The sequence below is a fragment of the Streptomyces sp. NPDC033178 genome, assembly GCF_055577685.1.
Map to the genome: position 1 here is coordinate 272,335 of NZ_JBVIPT010000009.1, position 22,481 is coordinate 294,815.

Annotated in this window: 19 protein-coding genes; 11 read left to right on the forward strand and 8 right to left on the reverse strand. The window is 71.1% G+C overall.

Annotated elements, in window-relative coordinates; translation table 11 throughout:
• Positions 1-94 precede the first annotated feature (94 nt).
• The 3 genes from ACZ5VQ_RS23725 to ACZ5VQ_RS23735 form a co-directional block, all read right to left on the reverse strand.
• Positions 95-2,350, reverse strand: coding sequence for a molybdopterin oxidoreductase family protein (locus ACZ5VQ_RS23725; protein WP_469106602.1), 2,256 nt, complete (start codon positions 2,348-2,350; stop codon positions 95-97).
• Between the two features lie 219 nt (positions 2,351-2,569).
• Positions 2,570-3,190 carry a TetR/AcrR family transcriptional regulator gene (locus ACZ5VQ_RS23730; RefSeq protein ID WP_469106603.1) on the reverse strand — a complete coding sequence of 207 codons (621 nt, stop codon included), beginning with the start codon at positions 3,188-3,190 and terminating at the stop codon, positions 2,570-2,572.
• A 64-nt stretch (positions 3,191-3,254) separates the two neighbouring features.
• On the reverse strand, positions 3,255-3,830 hold the full coding sequence (locus ACZ5VQ_RS23735) for a hypothetical protein (protein ID WP_469106604.1): 576 nt from the start codon (positions 3,828-3,830) through the stop codon (positions 3,255-3,257).
• A 179-nt stretch (positions 3,831-4,009) separates the two neighbouring features.
• Between ACZ5VQ_RS23735 and hmgA the strand changes: the two genes are divergently transcribed.
• From hmgA to ACZ5VQ_RS23750, 3 genes are all read left to right on the forward strand, one after another.
• The gene (gene hmgA, locus ACZ5VQ_RS23740) at positions 4,010-5,380 is read left to right on the forward strand and encodes a homogentisate 1,2-dioxygenase (protein WP_469106605.1); all 1,371 of its coding nucleotides are present in this window, start codon (positions 4,010-4,012) and stop codon (positions 5,378-5,380) included.
• 63 nt (positions 5,381-5,443) lie between these two features.
• Positions 5,444-6,193: a GntR family transcriptional regulator gene (locus ACZ5VQ_RS23745; RefSeq protein WP_055615539.1), complete on the forward strand. Its 750-nt coding sequence runs from the start codon at positions 5,444-5,446 to the stop codon at positions 6,191-6,193.
• A 41-nt stretch (positions 6,194-6,234) separates the two neighbouring features.
• Positions 6,235-7,434 (forward strand): type ISP restriction/modification enzyme, encoded by a 1,200-nt coding sequence (locus tag ACZ5VQ_RS23750; protein WP_469106682.1) that lies wholly within the window; start codon positions 6,235-6,237, stop codon positions 7,432-7,434.
• 11 nt (positions 7,435-7,445) lie between these two features.
• Here the strand turns inward: ACZ5VQ_RS23750 and ACZ5VQ_RS23755 are convergent, their stop codons facing one another.
• Positions 7,446-8,159 (reverse strand): TetR/AcrR family transcriptional regulator C-terminal domain-containing protein, encoded by a 714-nt coding sequence (locus tag ACZ5VQ_RS23755; protein ID WP_469106683.1) that lies wholly within the window; start codon positions 8,157-8,159, stop codon positions 7,446-7,448.
• 84 nt (positions 8,160-8,243) lie between these two features.
• Here ACZ5VQ_RS23755 and ACZ5VQ_RS23760 point away from each other — a divergent pair, with 84 nt between their 5' ends.
• The 3 genes from ACZ5VQ_RS23760 to ACZ5VQ_RS23770 all read left to right on the forward strand — a co-directional run bounded on the left by ACZ5VQ_RS23760 (position 8,244) and on the right by ACZ5VQ_RS23770 (position 11,321).
• The gene (locus ACZ5VQ_RS23760; RefSeq protein ID WP_469106606.1) at positions 8,244-9,248 is read left to right on the forward strand and encodes an ATP-binding cassette domain-containing protein; all 1,005 of its coding nucleotides are present in this window, start codon (positions 8,244-8,246) and stop codon (positions 9,246-9,248) included.
• A complete protein-coding gene (locus ACZ5VQ_RS23765; protein ID WP_469106607.1) occupies positions 9,245-10,027 on the forward strand; it encodes an ABC transporter permease in 783 nt (260 codons plus the stop codon). Before ACZ5VQ_RS23760 ends, ACZ5VQ_RS23765 begins: the two co-directional genes overlap by 4 nt.
• An 85-nt stretch (positions 10,028-10,112) precedes the next feature.
• Complete coding sequence (locus tag ACZ5VQ_RS23770; RefSeq protein WP_469106608.1) at positions 10,113-11,321, forward strand: CaiB/BaiF CoA transferase family protein; 1,209 nt, start codon at positions 10,113-10,115, stop codon at positions 11,319-11,321.
• A gap of 56 nt (positions 11,322-11,377) precedes the next feature.
• Here the strand turns inward: ACZ5VQ_RS23770 and ACZ5VQ_RS23775 are convergent, their stop codons facing one another.
• The 3 genes from ACZ5VQ_RS23775 to ACZ5VQ_RS23785 form a co-directional block, all read right to left on the reverse strand.
• Entirely contained in the window at positions 11,378-11,647 is a 270-nt protein-coding gene (locus ACZ5VQ_RS23775; protein WP_200399247.1) for a hypothetical protein, read from the reverse strand.
• Positions 11,648-11,762: 115 nt separating this feature from the next.
• On the reverse strand, positions 11,763-12,563 hold the full coding sequence (locus tag ACZ5VQ_RS23780; protein ID WP_469106609.1) for an anti-sigma factor: 801 nt from the start codon (positions 12,561-12,563) through the stop codon (positions 11,763-11,765).
• Positions 12,560-13,102 (reverse strand): sigma-70 family RNA polymerase sigma factor, encoded by a 543-nt coding sequence (locus ACZ5VQ_RS23785; protein ID WP_055616860.1) that lies wholly within the window; start codon positions 13,100-13,102, stop codon positions 12,560-12,562. Before ACZ5VQ_RS23785 ends, ACZ5VQ_RS23780 begins: the two co-directional genes overlap by 4 nt.
• Before the next feature lie 260 nt (positions 13,103-13,362).
• On the opposite strand from ACZ5VQ_RS23785, the gene ACZ5VQ_RS23790 reads away from it, so the two are divergent.
• The 4 genes from ACZ5VQ_RS23790 (at position 13,363) to ACZ5VQ_RS23805 (ending at position 19,934) form a co-directional block, all read left to right on the forward strand.
• Positions 13,363-14,904: a DUF4331 domain-containing protein gene (locus ACZ5VQ_RS23790; RefSeq protein ID WP_469106610.1), complete on the forward strand. Its 1,542-nt coding sequence runs from the start codon at positions 13,363-13,365 to the stop codon at positions 14,902-14,904.
• A gap of 121 nt (positions 14,905-15,025) precedes the next feature.
• Entirely contained in the window at positions 15,026-16,474 is a 1,449-nt protein-coding gene (locus ACZ5VQ_RS23795; RefSeq protein ID WP_469106611.1) for a tetratricopeptide repeat protein, read from the forward strand.
• Complete coding sequence (locus tag ACZ5VQ_RS23800) at positions 16,471-18,204, forward strand: HoxN/HupN/NixA family nickel/cobalt transporter (RefSeq protein WP_469106612.1); 1,734 nt, start codon at positions 16,471-16,473, stop codon at positions 18,202-18,204. The genes ACZ5VQ_RS23795 and ACZ5VQ_RS23800 overlap by 4 nt, the downstream gene beginning before the upstream one ends.
• A gap of 44 nt (positions 18,205-18,248) precedes the next feature.
• Positions 18,249-19,934: a serine/threonine-protein kinase gene (locus ACZ5VQ_RS23805; RefSeq protein WP_469106613.1), complete on the forward strand. Its 1,686-nt coding sequence runs from the start codon at positions 18,249-18,251 to the stop codon at positions 19,932-19,934.
• A gap of 31 nt (positions 19,935-19,965) precedes the next feature.
• On the opposite strand, the gene ACZ5VQ_RS23810 is transcribed toward ACZ5VQ_RS23805, so the two are convergent.
• Positions 19,966-20,775, reverse strand: a complete 810-nt coding sequence (locus ACZ5VQ_RS23810; protein ID WP_200399242.1) for an SGNH/GDSL hydrolase family protein — start codon at positions 20,773-20,775, stop codon at positions 19,966-19,968.
• A gap of 315 nt (positions 20,776-21,090) precedes the next feature.
• Here ACZ5VQ_RS23810 and ACZ5VQ_RS23815 point away from each other — a divergent pair, with 315 nt between their 5' ends.
• Complete coding sequence (locus tag ACZ5VQ_RS23815; protein WP_362080447.1) at positions 21,091-22,299, forward strand: S8 family peptidase; 1,209 nt, start codon at positions 21,091-21,093, stop codon at positions 22,297-22,299.
• The last annotated feature ends 182 nt before the right edge of the window (positions 22,300-22,481 follow it).

Below are 22,481 nucleotides of genomic sequence, written 5' to 3' on the forward strand. Positions count from 1 at the left end.
CTTCCACCGGGGACAGCGGTTCGAGTGACGTTAGGGCGGCCACACAAGGCTTAACAAGATGTTGACACGCGAGCAATAAGCGCAAAACTCCAGGTCAGGGCGTTGTGCCTGTTGGCGCGATATCGATGGGTACGCCATTGAGTACCGCTGTGCCGGACAGCGGGTCGAGCAGGCTGCCGTCGAGGAGCTGGTTGACGTTGACGCCGGGGTCCTCTGCGGCGTGGGTCGTCCGGGTGCCGGGGCGGTCGTGTCCCCAGCCGTGCGGCAGGCTCACGACCCCGCGTCGTACGGCGTCGGTGATCTCGGCGGGGGCGACGACCTCTCCCCCGGCGCCCTTCACCCGTACCGGCGCCCCGTCGGTGACGCCGAGGCGTTCGGCGTCGTCGGGGTGGATGTGCAGGGTGCAGCGGTTGGTGCCGCCGGTGAGGGCGGGGATGTTGTGCATCCAGCTGTTGTTGGAGCGGAGGTGCCGGCGGCCGACGAGGACAAGCCCTTCGGGGCGCCGGCGCAGTGCGTCCCTGAGCCGCGGGAGGTCGTCGGCGAGGGGCCCCGGGAGCAGCTCCACGAGTCCGCTACGGGTCTTGAGGGGCTGCGGGAGGCGCGGCTGGAGCGGTCCGAGGTCGATGCCGTGGGGCTGGTCGAGCAGCTTCTCCAGGGTCAGCCCTTCGGGGCGTACGCCGAATCCGTCGCCGTACGGGCCCAGGCGCAGCATCATGTCGAGGCGTCGCTCGGGGCCACTCTCGCCGGTGAGCTGTGCGGCGAGCTCGCGCGGGTCGCGGCCGTGCGCCGGGGAGTGGGCCTCCTTGACGGCCTTGCCGAGGGTCTGGCCGATGACCAGGTCGTCGACGGCGGAGGGGTCGGCGCCGTGCATGCCGGTGGCGGCGAGGACGAGCCGGGCGAGGATCTCCGTCTCGGCCATGCGGCCGGGCTCCAGGGGGACGGCGGCGCGGGTGTAGCGGACCTGGTTGCGTACGGCGAGGGTGTTGAAGGCGAAGTCGTGGTGCGGGCTCTGCGAGGGCGGGGGCGGCGGCAGCACGACGTGGGCGTGCCGGGAGGTCTCGTTGAGGTAGGGGTCGACGCTGACCATGAAGTCGAGCGAGCCCAGGGCCTTGTCGAGGCGGTCGCCGTCGGGCGCCGACAGGACGGGGTTGGCGGCGATGACGACGAGGGCACGGATCGGCTCGCCCTCGGCGGTCGCGGTGTCGATCTCCTCGGCGAGCGCGGCCATCGGCAGTTCGCCCTTGGCCTCCGGGTGGCGGCTCACACGGCTGTGCCAGCGGCCGAGCGCGAAGCCGTGGCCGGGTCCGGCGGGGCGGGGTGTCCGGTCGGTGGCGGCCTGCGGGAAGAGGGCGCCGCCTGGCCGGTCGAGGTTGCCGGTGAGGATGTTCAGGATGTCGACGAGCCAGCTGGCCAGGGTGCCGTGCGGGACGGTGCAGCTGCCGATGCGGCCGTATACGGCGGCGGTGGGCGCGGCAGCCAGTTCCCGGGCGAGCGCGCGGATCGTCTCGGCGTCGACGTCACAGGCCTCGGCGGCGGCCTCCGGGGTGAAGTCCCTTACCGCCTCACGGAGTTCGTCGGTCCCCTGCACCAGCTCGGTGAGCTCCCCGAGGTCGGTGAGCTCCTCCTCGAAGAGGACGTACGCCATGGCCGCGAGCAGCAGCGCGTCGGTGCCGGGGCGGATGGCCACGTGCCGGTCGGCGAGCTTGGCGGTGCGGGTGCGGCGCGGGTCGATGACGGTCAGGGTGCCGCCCCGCGCCTTGAGGGCCTTGAGCTTCCCGGGGAAGTCGGGGGCGGTGCACAGGCTGCCGTTGGATTCGAGGGGGTTGGCGCCGATCAGCAGCAGGTGGTCGGTGCGGTCGAGGTCGGGCACGGGGATCGCGTTGGCGTCGCCGTAGAGCAGTCCGCTGGAGACGTGCTTGGGCATCTGGTCGAGCGTGGACGCGGTGAAGAGGCTGCGGGTGCCGAGGCCCGCGAGCAGCACGGTCGGGTAGAGGGCGCCGGCCATGGTGTGCACGTTCGGATTGCCGAGGACGGCTCCGACGGCGTGCGGTCCGTACCGCTCGACGACCGGGCGCAGTCCGGCCGCGACGGCGTCGAAGGCCTCTTCCCAGGTGGCTTCGCGCAGTTCGCCGTCCTTGCGCACCAGCGGGGTCCGCAGCCGGTCGGGGTCGCCGTCGGCCGCCCCGAAGGAGGCGCCCTTCGGGCAGATGAACCCCTGACTGAACACGTCGTCGCGGTCCCCGCGCGCACTCGTCACCCTGGTCCCCTCGATGGTGAGTGTGAGCCCGCACGTCGCCTCGCAGAGGGGGCAGATGCGCAGAGCTGTTCGGGAGTCGGCGGTGGTGGACACGGGTCCTCCCGGAGGGGGTGGCGGCAACGGTGACGCGCTTACCCGGCCGAGCATACCGACCGGTATGGACGGTGGGGAGGGGTCGCGGGGGTCACGTCGGAAATTCGCGCGCCGTTCGGGTGTCCGCGCCGGGCGGGGACGGGCCTGGCGGGGACGGGCCGGGCAGGGAAGGGCCGGGGGCCGGGTGGGGCCGGGCAACGCCGTCGCCCGGCCTCTCCGTCAGTCGAGCGACCGTGCCAGATACGCCCGGAGCAGTTCCCGGGTCTCCTCTATGACCCGTTCGTCGCCGGACGGGTCGAGGCGGAAGGCGAGCTGAACGAGGGTGTCGGCGGCCTCGACGGCGATGAGGAAGGTGCGGCGCAGGTCCTCGTCGGGTTCGCGGTCCAGGACGGAGGAGAGCATGTCGGTGAGGCGGTCGGCGACGCGGGTGTTGGGTCCGGCGTCGCGGGTGCCGACGGGTATCTGGTTGCCGAAGTCCACGAGGGAGAAGCCGGGCGCGGTGCGTTTCATCGCGAGGTACTCGTCGAGGACCGCGTCCATGGCCGCGCGCCAGCCGTCCGCGCCTGCGGTCTCCCGGAGGCGGAGGGTGACGCGCTCGGTGAAGACGTCGAGGTTGCGCTGGGCGAGCGCGTCGGCCATGGCGCGCTTGTTGCCGAAGAAGCGGTAGACGGACCCTATGGGCACGCCGGCGCGCAGGGCGACCGCGCGGGTGCTGAGGGCGTCGTAGCCGACCTCGTCGAGGAGATCGGCGCAGGCGTCGAGGATTCGGGTGAGTCTTTCGGCGCTCCGGCGTTGAACGGGCGCGCGGCGCAGCGAGGTCGCAGGGGGCACGGGCTTCATGATGCCTTTCCGCCGGGGTCCGGTGAACCTTGCCCTTCGGTACGAATGTCGGTGCTCATGCCACTCATTTGTCCGTGCCCCGGCCACTCGTCGCCGGCGTCGGCGCGGACTCCGTGTCCGTCGGCCCGGGATCGGACACGGTGATGTCCGCCGTGCTGCCGACGGGCTCGCCGTCCACGGCCCACACCGTGTCGTCGTCGGCGTGCAGGCGCACGGAGACCTGGTGGGTGCCGCGGGGAACGAGACCACCGGCGATGTGGTGGGTGGGGCCGCGCAGGAAGGACAGGGGGCGGCCGTCGAGGCGGAGGAGGGCGTGCCCGCGGCCGGGTTCGGCCGTCTTCCTCGTACCGGCCGGCGAGAAGCGGAAGTCGTGGACGGTCAGGCGGACGTCCCAGCCGTCGCTGTCGGCGTCGGGCTGTATCTCGATCGCGACCTTCGGTGCGTCCTTCTTGTCGATCTCACGGTAGTGCCGCCCTTCCTCGTCCGTGTCCTCCAGCACTTTGCCCACCGGCGACGGCTTCACGCCATTGCCCTCGCCATCGCGCGCCTCGTCGGACCCGCAGCCCGTCGCTCCGACGAGCAGAGCGCCGAACAGGGCACAGGCCGCGAGCGCGGTGAGGAATACGCGCGTCCACGACATGCCGGGGAGATTAGAGCACCGCTCTGACAAGCGGATCCCTCTGAAGTCTGGTTCTCGGCTGCTCCAGCGGTCTTGGCGCGATCGCGCGGTCGCCCCCGCAGGCACGGGCATCTCCCTCTTGCGCACGGATTTCGCGAATCCTACGGTGATGCATAGGAATCAGGAACGAGGGAGCGATCATGAGCGGGGACGGGCGGATCACCGCCGAGACACTGCGGAAGACCGTCGAGGCGTTGACGTATCTCACCGGGTTCGGCAACGAGCACAGTTCGGAGGCGGTGCCGGGCGCCCTGCCGCACGGCCGCAACTCTCCGCAGCGGGCCCCGCTCGGGCTCTACGCGGAGCAGCTGAGCGGTACGGCGTTCACCGAGCCGAGGGCGCAGAACCGCCGGTCGTGGCTGTACCGGATCCACCCGTCGGCCGCGCACCCGGCCTTCACCCGCACCGGAAACGGCGCCATCCGCACGGCGCCCTTCACGGAGACGGTGCCCGACCCGAACCGGCTGCGCTGGAACCCTCTGCCCGAGCCCGCACCGGGCACCGACTTCCTGGCGGGCCTGTGGACGCTCGGCGGCAACGGCGACGCGACACAGCGCACCGGCATGGCCGTGCACCTCTATCACGCCAACACCTCGATGGAGCGGGTGTTCAGCGACGCCGACGGCGAGCTGCTGATCGTGCCGGAGCGCGGCGGGCTGCTGCTGCGCACCGAGTTCGGGCTGCTGCATGTGGAGCCGGGACATGTGGCGCTCATCCCTCGTGGGGTGCGCTTCCGTGTGGAGCTGCTGGACACCGCGTCCGACGACGACGGCACGGGCCCAACCGCCCGGGGCTATGTGTGCGAGAACTACGGGGCGCCCTTCCAGCTCCCCGACCTCGGCCCGATCGGCGCCAACGGTCTGGCGAACGCCCGCGACTTCCGGGCGCCCGTGGCCGCGTACGAGGACGTCGAGGGCCCGGTGGAGGTGGTGAACAAGTTCTGCGGCAACCTCTGGACGGCCGTCTACGACCACTCCCCGCTGGATGTCGTCGCCTGGCACGGCAACCATGTGCCGTACGCCTATGATCTGCGCGCGTTCAATGTGATCGGCACCATCAGCTACGACCACCCGGACCCGTCGATCTTCACGGTGCTGACCTCGCCGAGCGACACCCCGGGCCTTGCCGGCGTCGACTTCGTCGTCTTCGCGCCGCGCTGGCTGGTGGGCGAGGACACGTTCCGGCCGCCGTACTTCCACCGGAACGTGATGAGCGAGTACATGGGGCTCATCGAGGGCGCGTACGACGCCAAGGCGGAGGGTTTCGTGCCGGGGGGCGGCTCGCTGCACAACATGATGTCGGCGCACGGTCCCGACCGGGAGACGTTCGACCGGGCGAGCGCCGCCGAGCTGCGGCCGCAGAAGATCGACGACGGCCTGGCCTTCATGTTCGAGACGCGCTGGCCGGTCACCGCCACCACGCAGGCCGCCGGTGCGGAGCATCTGCAGCGCGCATACGACGACGTGTGGCAGGGCCTCCAGCGGCACTTCCGGCCGGAGCGGCGCCCATGACCGGCCGGGACCGATCGTGACCGCCCGTTGCACCCAGCGCCCGCGAACGGTACGGATACCCTCGTGACCTCCTTCGCCCCGGACTCGATCGTCCTGAACCGCAAGCTGCCGCTCTGGTATCAGGTGTCGCAGTCCCTGCGCGCCTCGATACTCGGGCGGTCCGCGCAGGATCCGCTGCGGCTGCCCACCGAGGAACAGCTGGCGGAGCACTACGGGGTGAGCGTGCTGACCATGCGGCAGGCGCTCAAGGAGCTGGAGGACGAGGGGCTGATCACCCGCCACCGCAGGCGCGGCACGTTCATCGAGCCGAGCGCCGCGCGGGGCGCCCCGGTCCGGCTGCTCGGCTCGGTGGACGCGATCGTGGCCCAGCAGTCGGGCATGACGACCCGGCTGCTTGACCACGGCACCGAGCCCGTGTCGGCGGAACTCTCCGAGCACTTCCCGGACCTGACGGAGGTCGCCACCTACCACCGGCTGCGCAGTGACGAGAAGACCGGGGAGCCGACCAACCACGCCCGCAACTACGTACGGCCCGAACTGGCGGCCCTGATCGACCCCGAGGACCTGGTCCGCTGGCCCATGACCAAGGTGCTGCGGGATGTCGCGGGGGCGAGGATCAGCCAGATCACCGACACCGTGGAGGCGCGGCTCGCGGACCCGGAGACCGCGCGGCTGCTCCAGGTCCCGCTGCTGAGCCCGATCCTGCACTACACGGGCGTCGTGCACGGCGAGGACGGCCGGGCGCTCGACGTGGCCCGCATCCAGTACCGCGGCGACCGCTTCTCCTTCACCGTCACCCTCGACGCCCACTGAGCATGCGGGACCAAGTCGCCTTCGACGGCCCACGTCGTACGATGCCGAGCGTGACGCACGACGACGCTCCGCTGCTCGCGGACCTCATGCCGTGGGCCGTCGCACCGCCCCGGCTGGGCCGCGGGTGGCCGACGGCGCCCGACGCGGCGTCCCTGAAAGCACGGTGGGACGCCTTCGTGAAGGCCGAAGGGCCCGACCGCGAGGCGTTGTTCGGCGTCACACGCGCGCGGACGCTGCACTCGGCGGTGGGTCAACTGCCGGGCCAGTCCTCCGGAACGGTCCGGCTGGCCCGCGCGTCGGGCCCCTGCGCGGAGCCGGTGCGGGTCATGCACGGGCCGTTCGACGAACAGTGGCTGATCCCCGACCACCGGCTGATCGACGCGGCGCGGCCGGAGTTGTGGCGCGTGACCGACGAGCGGCAGGTGTTCGCGGTCGAGCAGACCCCCGCTCCCGACGGGCCGCCACTCCTGGTCACGTCGACGCTCCCGGTGGTCCTCCCGCAGTCGAAGACCGTGCCCACCGCCCGGCCGGGCCGGATCCGCCCCTTGTACCGGCGCCCCGAAGGCCGCGAACCCAACCTGGCGCCGGGCCTGTTGGACCTCCTGGCCAAACGTCTGGGCCACTCCCCCACCCCCCTGGACGTCCTCGCCTGGACGATCGCGGTCGCCCGCCCGGGGCCGCGCGGATGCACGGTTCCACTCACGTCGGACCCCGAACTCTGGGCACACGGCACCGAGTTGGGCCACCGCATCCTGTGGTTGATGCGCCGTGACGGCGAACGCCCCAAACTCCCTGGCGGCCGCCGCCCGTACGTACGGGCTCCGCTCCCGTCCCGCCCGCTCGAACTCCGCTACGACCGCGACGAGGAGACCCTCCACCTCGACGAGGGCCGCATCTCCCCCGTCCCGCCCACCGCCTGGGACTTCGAGGTCGGCGGCGTCCGCGTCCTGGACCAGTGGTTCACCACCCGAACCACCCAGCCGGACCCCGGCACCCTGGAGTCCATCCGCCCCACCACCTGGCCCCAGCCCTGGACCTCCGACCTCCTGGAAGTCATCACGGTCCTGTCCCTGCTCGCGGAACTACGCCCGCAGCAGGCCGAGTTGACCCTGAAATCCCCGATCACCGCGAGCGAGCTGCACCGGGCGGGCGTACTGCCGCCCCCGGACACGTCCCGCAAACCGGCATCGGTCCTGGACCACCACGAGGAGGGCCCGGAGGGCCAGGTCGCGCTGATCTGAGGCGGGCTCACTCAGCGAGAGGGGTCAAACCCGTCGAGCACCCGCTCCAGCGCCCGCTGGAACACGGCCCCCAGATCGATCGGCCCCGCATCCTCCATGAACGCCGCAGCCATCCGCGGGTACGCCCCGCCGGCAACCTGCGCACCCAGGTACGCCCCGCGCACCGCGTTCTCCCGCTCCTCCGACCACGGCAACGCCCGCACCCTCTCGACCGTGGCCAGCTCGTTGCCCACGTACGTGGTCACCACTCCGTTGAGCATCGCGATCAGCTCGAACTTCGTGCCGTACGTGCCCTCGAAGGAGTCCAGGCACGTCAGACAGTGCTCCAGATAGCGCAGGGCGTTCGGGCTGAACCCGTACACCGGTGACATCAGGGCCGGCAGCCACGGATGCCGGAGCATGAGCGCCCGGGTCTCGTGGGCGACCCGGAGCATGTCACCGCGCCAGTCCCCCGCCGGCTCCCACAACTCGTGCTCTCCGCTGACGGCGTCGACCATCAGCTCGTACAGGTCCTCCTTGCGCGGCACGTAGTTGTAGAGCGACATCGTGCCGCAGCCCAGCTCGGCCGCGACATGCCGCATCGAGACGGCGTCCAGCCCCTGCGCGTCCGCGATCCGCACCGCGGCGGCCGCGATGTCGGTCCGGGTGAACGCGGGCCGCGGCCCGCGGCCCGTGCGCTCGGGTCGGGCCCAGATCACTTCGGGTACGTCGGCACGTCCTGCCATCGGTGTCGTCAGTCCTGCCATCGGTGGATCCTGTCGTCCCCATCCTAGTTACGTACAGCGTACGTAGTGAGGTATGGTCGCACCATGACTACTACGTACGCTGTACTTAGTGAGGGTCTGGAGAAGAGTTTCAAGGAAGTCCGGGCGCTGCGCGGGCTGGACCTGGCCGTGGCGGAGGGCACGGTCTGCGGTCTGCTCGGGCCGAACGGCGCGGGCAAGACAACGGCGGTGCGGCTGCTCACGACGCTGCTGCGGCCCGACGCGGGGTCCGCGCGTGTCGCGGGGCACGACCTCGTCCGGGAGCCGGACGCCGTGCGCCGCGCGATCGGTGTCACCGGGCAGTACGCGTCGGTCGACGGCGACCTGACGGGGCGGGAGAACCTGCGGCTGTTCGCGAAGCTGCGCCGCCTCCCGAAGGCGGCGGCCCGCGCCGACGAACTCCTCGACCGCTTCGAACTCACCGACGCGGCGGACCGCGCCGCGTCCACCTACTCCGGCGGCATGCGGCGCCGCCTCGACCTGGCCGCGAGCCTGATCACCCGGCCCGCGGTGCTGTTCCTGGACGAGCCGACGACGGGCCTCGACCCGCACAGCCGCAACCAGATCTGGGAGACCGTGCGCGCGCTGAAGGCGGAGGGCACGACGGTCCTGCTCACCACGCAGTATCTGGAGGAGGCCGACCAACTCGCCGACGACATCGCCCTCATGGACCGCGGCAGGGTCGCGCACTCGGGCACTCCCGCCCAACTGAAGGCGCTCATCGGCTCGTACGCGGAAGCGGTGGTCGCCCACGCGGACGCCATGGCCGGAGCGGCGGCCGTCCTTGACCAACTGACGGGCTCCCGGCCCGACTTCGACGAGGAGCGGCGTGCCGTCGGCGCGGTCACCACCGACCCGACGCTCACCCTCCCCCGCCTGGTACGCGAACTCGACGCCGCGGGTGTGCCGTTGCTCGACGTGAACCTGCGCCCGCCGACGCTCGACGACGTCTTCCTCCGCCTGACCGACGGACGGGCCAAGGACCGGACCGACGAGGCGGCCGACAACCGGTCCGGTGGCCGGACCGACAGCAAGGAGCTTGTGACATGAGTGCGTTGGCGTACGACAGCACCGCGATGCTGGGCCGTCAGCTGCGGCGGATCCGGCACAACATGGGGCTGCTGATCCTCACCCAGACCATGCCGATCACGATGCTGCTGTTCTTCGGCTATGTCTTCGGCAGCGCGCTCGCGATGCCCGGCGAGGAGTACCGGGCCTTCCTGGTGCCGGGGCTGCTGGTCGCGACGGCGGCCAACGGGATCATGACCGGGATGTTCCAGGCCGCCCAGGACTCGCACCGGGGCGTGATGGACCGCTTCCGCACGCTGCCGATCAGCCGGGCCGCCGTACCGCTCGGGCAGGCGGCCGGGGACCTGGTCGTCACGGCCGTGGGCACGGTGCCGGTGCTGCTGGTGGGGCTCGCGGTGGGCTGGCGGATGGAGGGCTCCGCGCTGGATGCGGCCGGTGCGGTGGGCCTGCTGCTGCTCTTCCGGTTCGCGACCACGTGGATCGGGATCCTGCTGGGCCTGGCTTCGCAGAGCGAGGAGGCGGCTGGGCAGCTGGGCGGCGCGACGTTCATCCTGCCGCTGCTGTCGAACGCGTACATCCCGACGGACAATCTGCCCACCTGGCTGCGCACGATCGCCGAGTGGAACCCGATCAGCGCGGTGACCACGGCCCTGCGCGACCTGTTCGGGAACGCGCCGGTTCCGACGGACGGCGCCTGGCCGGTGACACACCCCGTCGCGGGGTCGCTGGCCTGGTGCGCGGTCCTCATCGCGGTGTTCATGCCGCTCGCCGTCCGCCGGTACGCGAACGGCGGCCGCTGACCGCTCGACCCGAGGCCGCGACCGACCGTCCGACCTGCCGACCGGCCTCCCCGCCGCCGCATGACAAAGCCCTCGCGCGCGGGACATGATCCCTCGCATGGAGCCGCTTCCCCTGCCCCTGGAGGGCATCACCGTCGTCGCCGTCGAACAGGCCGTCGCGGCGCCCTTCGCCACCCGGCAGCTCGCCGATCTCGGGGCCCGGGTCGTCAAGGTCGAGCGGATCGACGGCGGTGACTTCGCGCGCGGCTACGACACCGCGGCCGCCGGTCTCGCCTCGCACTTCGTGTGGTGCAACCGCGGCAAGGAGTCCATCGCCCTCGATCTGAAGGACCCGCGCGGCCTGGACGTCGTACGCCGTCTCGTCGCGGACGCCGACGTCTTCGTGCAGAACCTCGCACAGGGCGCGGCCGCGCGGCTCGGCCTGGACGCGGCGACGCTGTGCGCGGCCGACCCGCGGCTGATCGCCGTGGACATCTCGGGCTACGGGGCCACCGGCCCGTACGCCGGCAAGCGCGCGTACGACATGCTCGTGCAGTGCGAGGCGGGGCTGGTGTCCGTGACGGGAACGGCCGAGCAGCCGGTGAAGGCGGGGATCCCGGCGGCCGACATCGCGGCGGCGATGTACGCGTTCTCGGGGGTGCTGGCGGCGCTGGTGCGGCGTGGCACGACGGGGCGCGGCGGGCCGGTGGAGGTGTCGATGCTGGAGGCACTGGCGGAGTGGATGGGACATCCGCTGCACCATGCGATGCACGGTGGAACTCCCCCGGCGCGCACCGGTCTCGCGCACGCCGTCATCGCCCCGTACGACGCCTATCCGACGGCGGACGGCGGGCGGGTGCTGCTGTCGGTGCAGAACGACCGGGAGTGGCGGAGGCTGGCCGAACAGGTGCTTCGGCGGCCGGAGTTGGCGCACGACCCAGCGTACGCGACGAACGCGGCGCGGGTCGAACACCGGGAGCACACCGACGAGTTGGTCGGCAAAGCCCTGGCGGCGCTGGTCACGGACGAGGCGGTCGCACAGCTTGAGGTGGCCGGGATCGCGTGTGCGCGACTGCGGGACGTACGGGAGGTGGCGGAGCATCCTCAGCTGGCGGCGCGGGACCGGTGGCGGGAAGTGGATTCGCCGGTCGGGCCGCTGAGGGCGTTGTTGCCGCCGATCACGCTGCCGGGCGGGGACTCGGCGCGGATGGGGCCCGTACCCGCGCTCGGGGAACACACCGGGGCGCTGCTGCGTGCCGTGGGGATGACGGACGATGAGATCGCAGCACTGCGCCGGGACGGTGTGGCCGCCTGAGCGCGGGTCGGGGTCCTGCTCGGATTCGGCCGCCTGTCAGCGACCGGGGCCGCTGTTCAGCGGCCGCCGAACAGGGAACGGCGCAGCCGGCGCAGCGGTGCGAAGAGCGAGACCCGCCTCACTCGCGCGCCCCTGCCGGTGCGGTCGTGCGCGGTGTCACGTGCGGTGAGCTCGCGCATCAGGTCCGTCGCCTCGGCCGCCTCACGTTGAGGGATGGCGGGGCCACCCATCACCGAGAGATGACGGTCGAGACGCGAGCTGGTCGCGCTGCTGCCACACGTGATCGCAGGGACTCGCGCCCTGCCACGCACTGTTATCTGTTCCATGTCACTCCCCACCCATACGAGGGCACCCGGCCCGGGCAGGTTAACCCTATCGCTCCCTCTCCACACCCGTGTATCCCGGGCGCGGGATTCACCTTTCCGGTAAGGGTGTTGACGGTCACTCTCCGAATCCAACTGATTCCAGGGCGAGTTGGACAACCGGTGCGGTTGTTGGCTGTGCGGAACCGCCCGACGGCTCGACGGTGACAGCGAGTGATGTCGCGTTCGTGTTCAGCCCGGTGGCAATCAAGGGCGTGTCGCCGTCCAGGAGCCCCAGGGATCGCGGTTTCTCCTCCGGTCGCATGAGCCACAGTTGGTGAACCCTTCCGTTGGAAGGTGTACCCAGACCGGCCGCGGTCACTACCGCGGTGCGCTGCGAGGCGGACGCGACGACGCTCATGCCCTGTCCGTTCGCGTCGCGTCCGGCGCTCGCGCGGGCGTCCGGCGCGGCGAGAACGTGTGCGATCTCACGCGCCTGGGCCCGCTCCTGGGCGAGCTGGTCCTGGGTGCGGGCCGCCTGCATGCCGAACAGCGCGGCGACGACGAGGGCGGCCGCGGCCGTGGTGGACGCGAGCGGGATGAGGAACGGCGAGAAGCCCGAGCGACGGGCACGCGACGGCGCCCGCTCCTCGTACCGGTCCGTGATCGCCCGGGCCGGTGGTTGGGCGAAGGGCGCCGGCTCCTGAGGGGTCGTCCGTACGGCCATGAGGACCCGGTCGCGCATCGCGGCCGGCGCCGGGGCGGCCGTGGACCAGGCGAGGCGGACCGCGTCCTCGCGCAGCGCGCGCACCTCGGCGGCGCAGCTGTCACAGCGCCTCAGGTGTTTCTCGAAACGCATGTGCTCATGGGGTTCCAGGGCGTCCAGGGCGTAGGGGGCGGCCAGGGAGTGCAGATCACTCCGCCGGAAGAGGCTGGTCATGCGACACCTCCCAGGCAGTCGCGCAACCGCGTGAGTCCGTCGCGCATGCGCGTCTTGACCGTGCCGAGCGGCAGGGAGAGCCGTTCGGCCACTTCACGGTACGTGTAGCCGTCGTAGTAGGCGAGGGTGACGGACTGTCGTTGCAGTGCGGTGAGCCGGTCCAGGCAGCGGCGCACCCATTCTCGTTCGAGGCCGGCCTCGACCTCCTCGGCGACCTGGTCGAAGGCGGGGCCGTTCGAGCGCCGGGCCATGCGCAGTTCGCGCTCCCCTGCGGCGCGGGCACTGCGGACCCGGTCGACCGCCCGGCGGTGGGCGAGGGTGAGGACCCACGACAGCGCGCTGCCGCGGCCGGGGTCGTAGCGTCCGGCGGACCTCCAGAGTTCGAGGAGCACCTCCTGGGCCACCTCCTCGGACTGGGCCGGATCCCGCACCACGCGGCGCACCAGCCCGAACACCGGCCCGGACACCAGACCGTACAAATCCTCGAAGGCCTTCTGGTCTCCTCCGGCCACGAGCACCAGAAGTTCGTCCGCCTCCACTCGTTTCCCCCTCTCCGGCCATTGAACGGCCCGTCTCATCCTCACGTATTCGGCGCCGGAACGCCTTCGGATGGGGTTACGGATCAACTGCTTGAAAACGCGGGTGAATCCCGAACCAATCCTTCCGAGCACCCGCTCCGAATGGCGTGCATCAGGCAACACCAACCGACGCGGAACGAGAGCAGGAGCAGATCAGTCGACGGGTCGCTTCTCGCGGACATCACCGCCGGGACACAGCTTTGGGACAGAGGACGGACGGCATGACACCTTTCACCAGCGGGTTCGTGGGACGAAGGAGCCTTGCGGCCCTTGTCTGCGGTGCGTTGGCCACCGGCGGGCTCGCGGCCGTCGGCGTGACCGCGCTCGGACCGGGGACGGCAAGCGCGTCCAGCCACCGGGAGGCTCCGCTCATCTCGGGGCAGCCGCAGTTCGACAACACGGACGTGTACGCGTTCGTCAGCCCCGACCATCCGGACACCACGACGCTCGTCGCGAACTGGATCCCGTTCGAGGAACCCGCGGGCGGGCCGAACTTCTTCACGTTCGCCGAGGACGCCCAGTACGACCTGCACATCGACAACAACGGTGACGCGCAGGGCGAGCTGGTCTTCCGCTACACGTTCAAGACGCACGTGAAGAACGACAAGACCTTCCTGTACAACACGGGCCCGGTCGAGAGCCTCGACGACCCGGACCTCAACATCACGCAGACCTACGACATCGACCTGCTGCAGCTCAAGGACCAGCACCTGGTCAAGAAGACGAAGTACGCGGACGACGTACCCGTCGCCCCGTCGAACGTCGGCCAGGCGTCCATGCCGGACTACGCCAAGCTCCGCGAGCAGGCCGTGCACGAACTCCCGGGCGGGGCGAAGACGTTCGCCGGTCAGGCGGACGACCCGTTCTTCCTGGACCTGCGCGTCTTCGACCTGCTGTACGGCGGGAACCTGTCCGAGGTCGGCAATGACACGCTGAAGGAATACAACGTCAACTCCGTTGCCCTGCAGGTGCCGACCGACATGATCGCGGAGTCGGCCGACCAGCCGATCGTGGGCATCTGGTCGACGACGCAGCGCAGGAGCGCGAGCGGCGAGTACCGGCAGGTCTCGCGCCTCGGTATGCCGCTGGTGAACGAGGTCGTCAACCCGATCAAGGACAAGGACAAGTTCAACGCGTCCTCGCCCTGGAACGACGGCGACTTCCTGGAGAACGTCACCAACCCCGAACTGCCCAAGCTCATCGAGGCGATCTACAAGATCCCGGCGCCGAAGGAGCCCAGGAACGACCTGGTCGACGTCTTCCTGAAGGGTGTCGAGGGCCTCAACCAGCCCCCGCACGTGCGTGCTTCGGAGATGCTGCGCCTGAACACCTCGATCAAGCCGGCGGCCAAGGAGAAGCGGCTCGGCGTGCTGGACGGCGACAACGCGGGCTTCCCGAACGGACGCCGGCTCGGCGACGACGTGCTGGACATCGCGCTGCAGGTCGTCGAGGGCGAACTCGTGGGTGCCAAGAACGACCTGGGTGACGCGGTCGACAAGAACGACCAGAAGTTCGAGAAGGCGTTCCCGTACGTCGCGCTGCCGACCTCCGGTTCGCGCGGTCCGCTCGCCAAGGGCACGACGGGCACGAACGACGTCCGCAACCAGCTCGGTGACGCCCTGCAGCCCGCGGGCACCACGGGCGGTGTGGCCGGTATGGACGACACCACGCTGATCGCCGTCTCGGCGGCGTCGGGCGCGGCCGGGTTCCTGCTCATCGGCACGGGTCTCCTGTGGTGGCGTGGCCGCCGCCGGGCCTACTGACCCGCACTCCGACTGGCGCGGCCCGTGCGTATCCGTCCCCCACGGCGCGCGGGCCGCGCCGCTCACCCCCGAACCACCGCTTCTGAACCACCGCTTCCATCAAGGAGATTGAGGAGAGGGCATGGCCCCGGGTACGAACGAGGACGCGCAGGAGAAGGATCGCGCGGACGTGACCCCGCCGCCCGAGGGCGAGGACAGGCCCGACCGGACCGACCGGCCGAAGGAGAGCCCGGAGTCCCCGCGGGCGCGGATGCTGCGGCTCGGCGCGTGCGCCGTCGCCATCGCCATCGCCATGACCGCGGGAGCCGTGGTTCTGGGCAACAAGGACGACGACGGCGTGCGTACGGTGGCGCCCGCGCCCGGTGTCGCTCCCGAACTGCTGGCCACCGGCAGCCTCGCCTCCAGCATCTCCGCACTGCAGACCCACCTCAAGGCACAGCCCAAGGACTACGGCGGCTGGTCGACACTGGGCGTCGCCTACATCGAGCAGGCGCGCACGAACGGCGACCCGTCCCGCTATCCGCAGGCGGAGCGCGCACTGGAGCGGTCGCTGAAGCTGAAGCCGGACAACGACCCGGCGCTCGCGGGCCGTTCGGCGCTGGCCGCGGCCCGGCACGACTTCCCCGCCGCGCTGCGGTACGCGGACAAGGCGCTGGACGAGAACGCGTACAACGAGCGGGCGCTGTCGACCCGCATCGACGCCCTGGTCGAACTCGGCCGCTACAAGGAGGCCTCCAAGGCCGCCGACCAGGCCGACGAACGCCGCCCCGGCATCCCGGTCTTCACCCGCTACGCGTACGTACGGGAGCTGCGCGGCGACGTCACCACGACGCGGCGCGTCCTGAAGCAGGCGCTGTCCAGCGCCTCCACCCCGGGCGACACCGCGTACGTGGCGACGGCGCTAGGCCAGCTCTCCTGGCGCGAGGGCGAGTACAAGACGGCGCTGACCTACTACGAGCAGGCTCTGCGGGCCGACAAGGTGTACCTCCCGGCGCTGGAGGGCCGTGCCAGGGTGCAGGCCGCGAACGGCGACAGCAAGTCGGCGATCGCCGGCATGGAGGACGTCGTGGCCCGCTTCCCGCTGCCCGGCCCGCTGGTCGTGCTCGGCGAGCTGTACGAGGCCCGCGGGGGCGAGGAGGACAAGGCGAAGGCCCGTGACCAGTACGCCCTGGTGAACGCCTGGACCGCGCTGGCCCGGGCGAACGGCGTCAACGCCGACCTCGACACGGCCCTCGCGGCGGCGGACCACGGAGACCGCAAGGCCGCCCTGCGCGCCGCCCGCGCCGAGTGGGAGCGCCGGGAGACCGTCCACACCGCGGACGCGCTCGCCTGGGCCCTGCACGTCAACGGCCGCGACGAGGAGGCCCTCCCGTACGCCCGGCGCGCCACGGCCACCGGCTACCGCGACGCGACGTTCCTCTACCACCGCGGCATGATCGAACAGGCCACCGGCGACAAGAAGGCGGCCCACAGCAGCCTGTCGGCGGCACTGAAGCTCAACCCGGGCTTCTCGCCGGTGGGCGCGAAGCTGGCCGAGAAGACGCTCAAGGCACTGGGCGGTGCCGAATGAGCACCGTCCCCGCGCGCGGCCTCCGGGTCCGGCTCGCCCGGCAAGTGGCCGCGCGCCGACGGGCGTTCGCGTCCGGAGCGGCCGTCCTCGTGGCGGCCTGCGCACTCGTCCTTGTCCCCTCGGGCACCGCGTCCGCGCATCCGCTCGGCAACTTCACCGTCAACCGGTACGACGGACTCGTCATCGGTCCCGGGAAACTGCGGGTCGACCACGTCGAGGACCTCGCGGAGATCCCGGCGACCCAGGCCAAGCCCGCCATCGACAAGGCGGGCATGGCGAGTTGGGCCCGGGAGCGGTGCGAGACGGCGGCCGGCAGGAGCCGGGTGACCGTCGACGGGGAGGCGGTCGCGCTGACCGTCGGCGAGAGCCTCGCCCGGGTGCGGCCCGGACAGGCTGGGCTCAACACCCTTCGGGTGGAGTGCCGTTGGACGGCTCCGCTGCCGGAGAAGGCCGAGAAGAACGTGTCCGTGCGCTTCCACGCCTCCGTGGACGACGGCCCCGGCTGGCGCGAGGTCACGGCACGCGGCGACCGGATGACCCTCACCGCCTCGGACGTACCCACGAAGTCCGTATCGCGTGAACTGACCAAGTACCCGGCGGAGTTGCTGTCGTCCCCCGCGGACACGGCGACGGCCTCGCTGCGCGTCCGGCCCGGCGGTCCCGCGCTCGTCGAGGAGAACTCCGACGCGCCCGGGTCCTCCATCCTGCCGCGCGGCGCCGACCGGTTCACCCGCGCGCTGGACGACCTGGTGTCCCGCCAGGACCTGACCCTCGGCTTCGCCGCGCTCGCCCTGGGCATCGCCGTGCTGCTCGGCGCGATGCACGCCCTGGCCCCCGGCCACGGCAAGACGATCATGGCCGCCACGGCCGCGGCCCGCGGCAACGCCACGATGCGCGACGTGATGCCGCTCGCCATCTCCGTGACCGTCACCCACACGCTGGGCGTGGTCGCCCTCGGCATCCTGGTGGCCGCGGGCTCGGCCGCCGCGCCCTCGGTGATCGCCTGGCTGGGCGTGACGAGCGGCGTCATCGTCATGCTGGCCGGCGCGACCCTCGCACGCCGGGCCTGGCGGCAGCGCGGACACGGGCACAGCCACTCCCACGGGCACAGCCACAGCCACAGCCACACTCATGGGCACGTTCACGCCCACAGTCATGATCGCGAGCTTGTTCTTGCCCATGCGCAAGGCCACGAGGACGGCCCCAAGGGCGTCCACACACACGGGGACGACCACACACACGGTGAGAAGCAGACGCACGACCACGGCCCGTCCCACACCCACGACCACGACGGTTCCCACGCCCACGGCCACGACGCCCCCCACGACCACGGTCACGGCCACCACTCCCACCCCCACCCGCATTCGCACAACCACTCCCCCTCTCTCAAGCTCAAGGACACCCTTCTTCTCGGCTTCGCCGGCGGGCTCGTACCGAGTCCGTCCGCGGTCGTCGTGCTCGTCGGTGCCGCAGCACTCGGGAAGGCCTGGTTCGGGCTGCTGCTCGTGCTCGCCTTCGGGGCGGGGCTCGCGCTCACGCTCACGGCGGCCGGGTTCGCCGTGGTCAAGATCGGCAGCCGGGTCGCGAAGGCCATCGAGAACGGCGCCCGGTGGTCGGGCGGCCGGACCGCGGCTCTCCTCCGGCGGACCGTGCCGATCGGATCCGCGTTCGTCGTGGTGGCCCTTGGGGCTGGATTGGTGTTCAGGGGGGCGGCAACCGTACTCGGTTGAGCTACTTTTGTTCAGAATCGTGCGGATGCTAATGGGGGGCGCCCGTGTCTGAGGAACCTGGCAGTGAACGAGTGATCGCGGGGCGCTACCGTCTGCTCTCTCCGCTGGGCGAGGGCGGGATGGGGACGGTGTGGCGCGCCCGTGACGAGGTGCTGCACCGAGAGGTCGCCGTCAAGGAGGTACGGGCCCCGGGCGGACTGCCGGGCCCCGACGCCGAGCGGATGTACGCCAGGCTGGAACGCGAGGCGTGGGCGGCCGCCCGGGTCGCGAACCGCAATGTGGTGACGGTCTACGACGTGGCGACGGAGGACGGGCGCCCGTGGATCGTGATGGAGCTGATCCGCGGGATCGCGCTCTCCGATCTGCTGGACGCCGAGGGCCCGTTGTCGCCGCAGCGCGCCGCGCACATCGGAGCGGAGGTGCTCGCCGCGCTGCGGGCCGCGCACGAGGCGGGCGTCCTGCACCGGGATGTGAAGCCCGGCAACGTACTGCTGTCGAACGACGACCGCGTGGTCCTCACGGACTTCGGGATCGCGACGGTCGAGGGCAGTTCGGCGCTCACCATGACCGGTGAGGTCATCGGTTCGCCCGAATTCCTCGCCCCGGAGCGGGCGTTGGGGCGTACGCCGGGACCCGAGTCCGACCTGTGGTCGCTCGGGGTGCTCCTCTACGCGGCGGTCGAGGGCAACTCCCCGTTTCGCCAGAACACCCCGCTGAGCACCCTGCGGGCCGTCGTCGACGAGGAGTTGCCGGCGCCGCTGCGCGCGGGCCCGCTGACCCCGGTGATCGAGGGCCTGCTGCGCAAGGACCCGGCGGACCGCATGTCGGCCGAGGACGCCGAACGGGATCTCCGGCTCGTCGCGGCGGGCGGCACACCCCATACGGGCAGCGCCGCCTACGCGCCGACGATCGCGGCACTGCCGCAGCCCGCCCCGACCCCGCCGACCCCCACACCCGCGTACACACCGCCCGCGTATACGCCCCAGCAGGTGTCGTCCGCGACGACCACCACCACGGGACCCGCCCATCCACGGCGCGCGACGGTCGTGGTGATCGCGGGTCTGGCCGCGCTCGCGATCGCGCTCGGGGGACTGACGTACGCCCTGGTCAACCAGGACGACGGAGGCGGCGGGGACGACACCACCAACAGCGGGTCGAGCACCGGCGGCTCGACGGGCGGCGGTGACAACGGCGGGAGCAACGGGAGCAGTGGGGGCGGCACGGACGGCGGCTCGACCACGGAGAGCTCCGGCTCGAACGGAAGCGACGGCGGTTCGACCACCGGAGGTGGCCAGACCACCAAGCCGCCCACCCAGTCCGTGAAGGTCACGGTCTCGGGTTCGCACACCGACTACACCGGCGCCTGCCCGCCGCCCGACGCGGAGGCTCCGACCTTCACGGCGACGTTCACGGTGACGGTCGTGCCGGCGGACGTGGAGTACCGCTGGGTGACGGAGACGGGCGAGGTGTCCGACCCGGGCTGGAAGACCCTGTCGTTCCCCGCGAACGGCGGAAAGACCAAGCAGAACACGGTCATCGTGACGACGTACGACGCGTCGGGGACCTACGAGAACAAGATCGGTGTGGAGGTGCGCAGTCCCGAGGAGGCGAAGTCGGAACAGGTGCCCTTCTCGGTGACGTGCGAGACGGAGGCCCCGACGGGCGGGGCCTCCTCCTCCGAGAATCCGCAGGCGCTCGCGCCGAACGGAGCGATCAGGCCTCGGCAGTAGCCGGTCCGAGGCGATCAGGCCTCGACGGTGATCAGTCCGAGGCGTTGAGGACGGGCAGATAGCCACCCGACTGGCCCGAGGCCGTCGGGTGGTACGACTCGCCGATGTTCAGCCAGTTGACGCTGTGCAGCCAGGCGCTGCCGGAGCAGATCTCGTGACCGGTGAACGTGGGGCGTACGTCGCCGAAGGTGAAGCCGTGGTCGGCGGCCCGTTTGGCGATGGCGCTGTCCAGGTAGTCGGCGGCGTTGTTGATGGCGGCCCGTTCCGTCTCGGACAGGCCGGCCAGGCAGCTGCCGCCCAGCTTGTAGAACCGGGGGTAGCCCAGGACGACCACATGGGCGGCCGGGGCCTTCGCGCTGATCGCCGAGTAGACCGAGTCGAGCTTGCCGGGCAGTGTCGAGTCGACGTACGCCTTCGCCGTGTTGATGCGGGCGACGCAGGCGCTCTCGGACTGCAGGACGCAGGTCGTCATGACGTCGGAGAAGCCCGCGTCGTTGCCGCCGACGCTGATGGAGACGAGGCCGGTGCCGGAGCCGAGCGGGCCCAGCTGGTTCGCCAGAACATCACCCGTACGAGCGCCCGAGCAGGCCGTGAAACTGAACGACGAGGGTGAATGGGCGGCCGCCCAGAGGTAGGGGTAGGCCTTCGTGCTGCGCTTGCAGTCGCCGCTGGAGCCGATGTAGCTGCCCGCGCCGACACCGGACGAGTAGGAGTCGCCGAGGGCCACATAGCCCGTGGCTGCTGCTTGCTGGGACGCCTGGGCCGTCGTTGCCCCGGTGAGGGCGAAGGCGGTGGCGAGGAGGAGCGAGGTCACGTATGCCGTAAGTCGGGAACGTCTCATGGAACCTCCCTTTAGCAGGATCTCTGCCGTAACTTTCGTAGCAGCTACGCGTGTTGACAGGAAGTGTCCATGCCAAGACTTTTCCGGACCTACCGGGTTCTGCGCTTTGCGTTCACTGTGCGTTCGATTGCGTGTTCATGACAGCCACGTGACAAAGCGTCAACTCCCTTGAGCTACACCCGTAGATCGATCACGCTGATGTCTCGACCGGTAGCGGAACGCAACGCTCCTGGTTGTGCGTGCGATCACGCGCGCACCCCCCACAGACGTGCGCCCCACCCAGGCGCACGCCGCCTATGAGGAGGACTCCCTCGCATGGCACAGCTGCGTAGCAAGAAGATCCGGATCGCCGCGATAACCTCCGTGGCGACCGCCGCTCTACTCGGCGCCGTCACCGCGCTTCCCGCCCAGGCCGCACCGGCCGAGGGCCGGATCCTCGCGGCGGACTCCCCCACCGCCGTCAAGGACAGCTACATCGTCACGCTGAAGAAGGGCGTGGACTTCAAGGCCTCGTCGGCCGAGGGCAAGGGTCTGATCAAGGAGTACGGCGGCACGGTCAAGAAGACGTTCGGCGCCGCTCTGAACGGCTACACGGCGACCCTGTCCGCGGCCGAGGCCAAGAGACTGGCCGCCGACCCGTCGGTGGCCGTGGTCGAGCAGAACCAGACGGTGCACGTCACCGACACCACCCAGTCCAACGCCCCCTGGGGCCTGGACCGCTCGGACCAGACGTCGCTGCCGCTCTCCGGCACGTACACCTACCCGGACACGGCGGGCAGCGGGGTGACGGCGTACGTCATCGACACCGGCGTGCGCATCACGCACTCGCAGATCAGCGGCCGGGCCACCTACGGCTACGACGCCGTGGACGGCGACACCGTCGCCTCGGACGGCAACGGTCACGGCACGCATGTCGCCACGACCATCGCGGGCTCGACCTACGGCATCGCCAAGAAGGCGAACATCGTGGCGGTCCGCGTGCTCGACAACGCGGGCTCCGGCACCACCGCGGGCGTCATCGCGGGCATCAACTGGGTGACCCAGAACCACAGCGGTCCCTCGGTCGCCAACATGTCGCTCGGCGGCGGCGCGTCCACCACGCTGGACACCGCGGTGGCCAACTCCATCGCGAGCGGCGTGACCTACGCGGTCGCGGCGGGCAACAGCAGCGCCAACGCCTCCTCGTACTCCCCGGCCCGCGTCGCGTCCGCGATCACGGTCGGCGCCACCACCAGCACGGACGCCAAGGCCAGCTACTCCAACTTCGGCTCGGTCCTGGACATCTTCGCCCCCGGTTCGTCGATCACGGCGGGCTGGTACACCAGCGACACCGCGACGAACACCATCTCCGGTACGTCGATGGCCACCCCGCACGTCGCGGGCGCGGCCGCCGTCTACCTGGCCGGCCACACCTCGGCCACCCCGGCCCAGGTAGCCACGGCCCTCGTGAACGGCGCCACCACCGGCGTGGTGACCAGCCCCGGCACGGGTTCCCCGAACCGCCTCCTGAAGATCGTCCCGTAATGCCGTGCGCAGTTCCCCGCGCCCCTGTTAAGGGGCGCGGGGAACTGCGCAGTCTTTTGGTTTTTAGGGGCGCGGGGAACTGCGCGACCAGCCACAACGAACCCGCGGCCAAACATCAACGGCGCCCTCATCTTGACGCCCCCCACACCACTGGGCCACATTGAAGCCCGGCATCCGGCGCG

What these genes read in the sequence shown, in the direction of transcription:
- hmgA (WP_469106605.1), top strand. Translation starts at nt 4,010, where the DNA reads ATGAGCGGGGACGGGCGGATCACCGCCGAGACACTGCGGAAGACCGTC.
- ACZ5VQ_RS23780 (WP_469106609.1), bottom strand. Translation starts at nt 12,563, where the DNA reads ATGACCAGCCTCTTCCGGCGGAGTGATCTGCACTCCCTGGCCGCCCCC.
- ACZ5VQ_RS23730 (WP_469106603.1), bottom strand. Translation starts at nt 3,190, where the DNA reads ATGAAGCCCGTGCCCCCTGCGACCTCGCTGCGCCGCGCGCCCGTTCAA.
- ACZ5VQ_RS23765 (WP_469106607.1), top strand. Translation starts at nt 9,245, where the DNA reads ATGAGTGCGTTGGCGTACGACAGCACCGCGATGCTGGGCCGTCAGCTG.
- ACZ5VQ_RS23760 (WP_469106606.1), top strand. Translation starts at nt 8,244, where the DNA reads ATGACTACTACGTACGCTGTACTTAGTGAGGGTCTGGAGAAGAGTTTC.
- ACZ5VQ_RS23795 (WP_469106611.1), top strand. Translation starts at nt 15,026, where the DNA reads ATGGCCCCGGGTACGAACGAGGACGCGCAGGAGAAGGATCGCGCGGAC.
- ACZ5VQ_RS23775 (WP_200399247.1), bottom strand. Translation starts at nt 11,647, where the DNA reads ATGGAACAGATAACAGTGCGTGGCAGGGCGCGAGTCCCTGCGATCACG.
- ACZ5VQ_RS23810 (WP_200399242.1), bottom strand. Translation starts at nt 20,775, where the DNA reads ATGAGACGTTCCCGACTTACGGCATACGTGACCTCGCTCCTCCTCGCC.
- ACZ5VQ_RS23750 (WP_469106682.1), top strand. Translation starts at nt 6,235, where the DNA reads ATGCCGAGCGTGACGCACGACGACGCTCCGCTGCTCGCGGACCTCATG.
- ACZ5VQ_RS23770 (WP_469106608.1), top strand. Translation starts at nt 10,113, where the DNA reads ATGATCCCTCGCATGGAGCCGCTTCCCCTGCCCCTGGAGGGCATCACC.
- ACZ5VQ_RS23735 (WP_469106604.1), bottom strand. Translation starts at nt 3,830, where the DNA reads ATGTCGTGGACGCGCGTATTCCTCACCGCGCTCGCGGCCTGTGCCCTG.
- ACZ5VQ_RS23790 (WP_469106610.1), top strand. Translation starts at nt 13,363, where the DNA reads ATGACACCTTTCACCAGCGGGTTCGTGGGACGAAGGAGCCTTGCGGCC.
- ACZ5VQ_RS23815 (WP_362080447.1), top strand. Translation starts at nt 21,091, where the DNA reads ATGGCACAGCTGCGTAGCAAGAAGATCCGGATCGCCGCGATAACCTCC.
- ACZ5VQ_RS23800 (WP_469106612.1), top strand. Translation starts at nt 16,471, where the DNA reads ATGAGCACCGTCCCCGCGCGCGGCCTCCGGGTCCGGCTCGCCCGGCAA.
- ACZ5VQ_RS23755 (WP_469106683.1), bottom strand. Translation starts at nt 8,159, where the DNA reads ATGGCAGGACGTGCCGACGTACCCGAAGTGATCTGGGCCCGACCCGAG.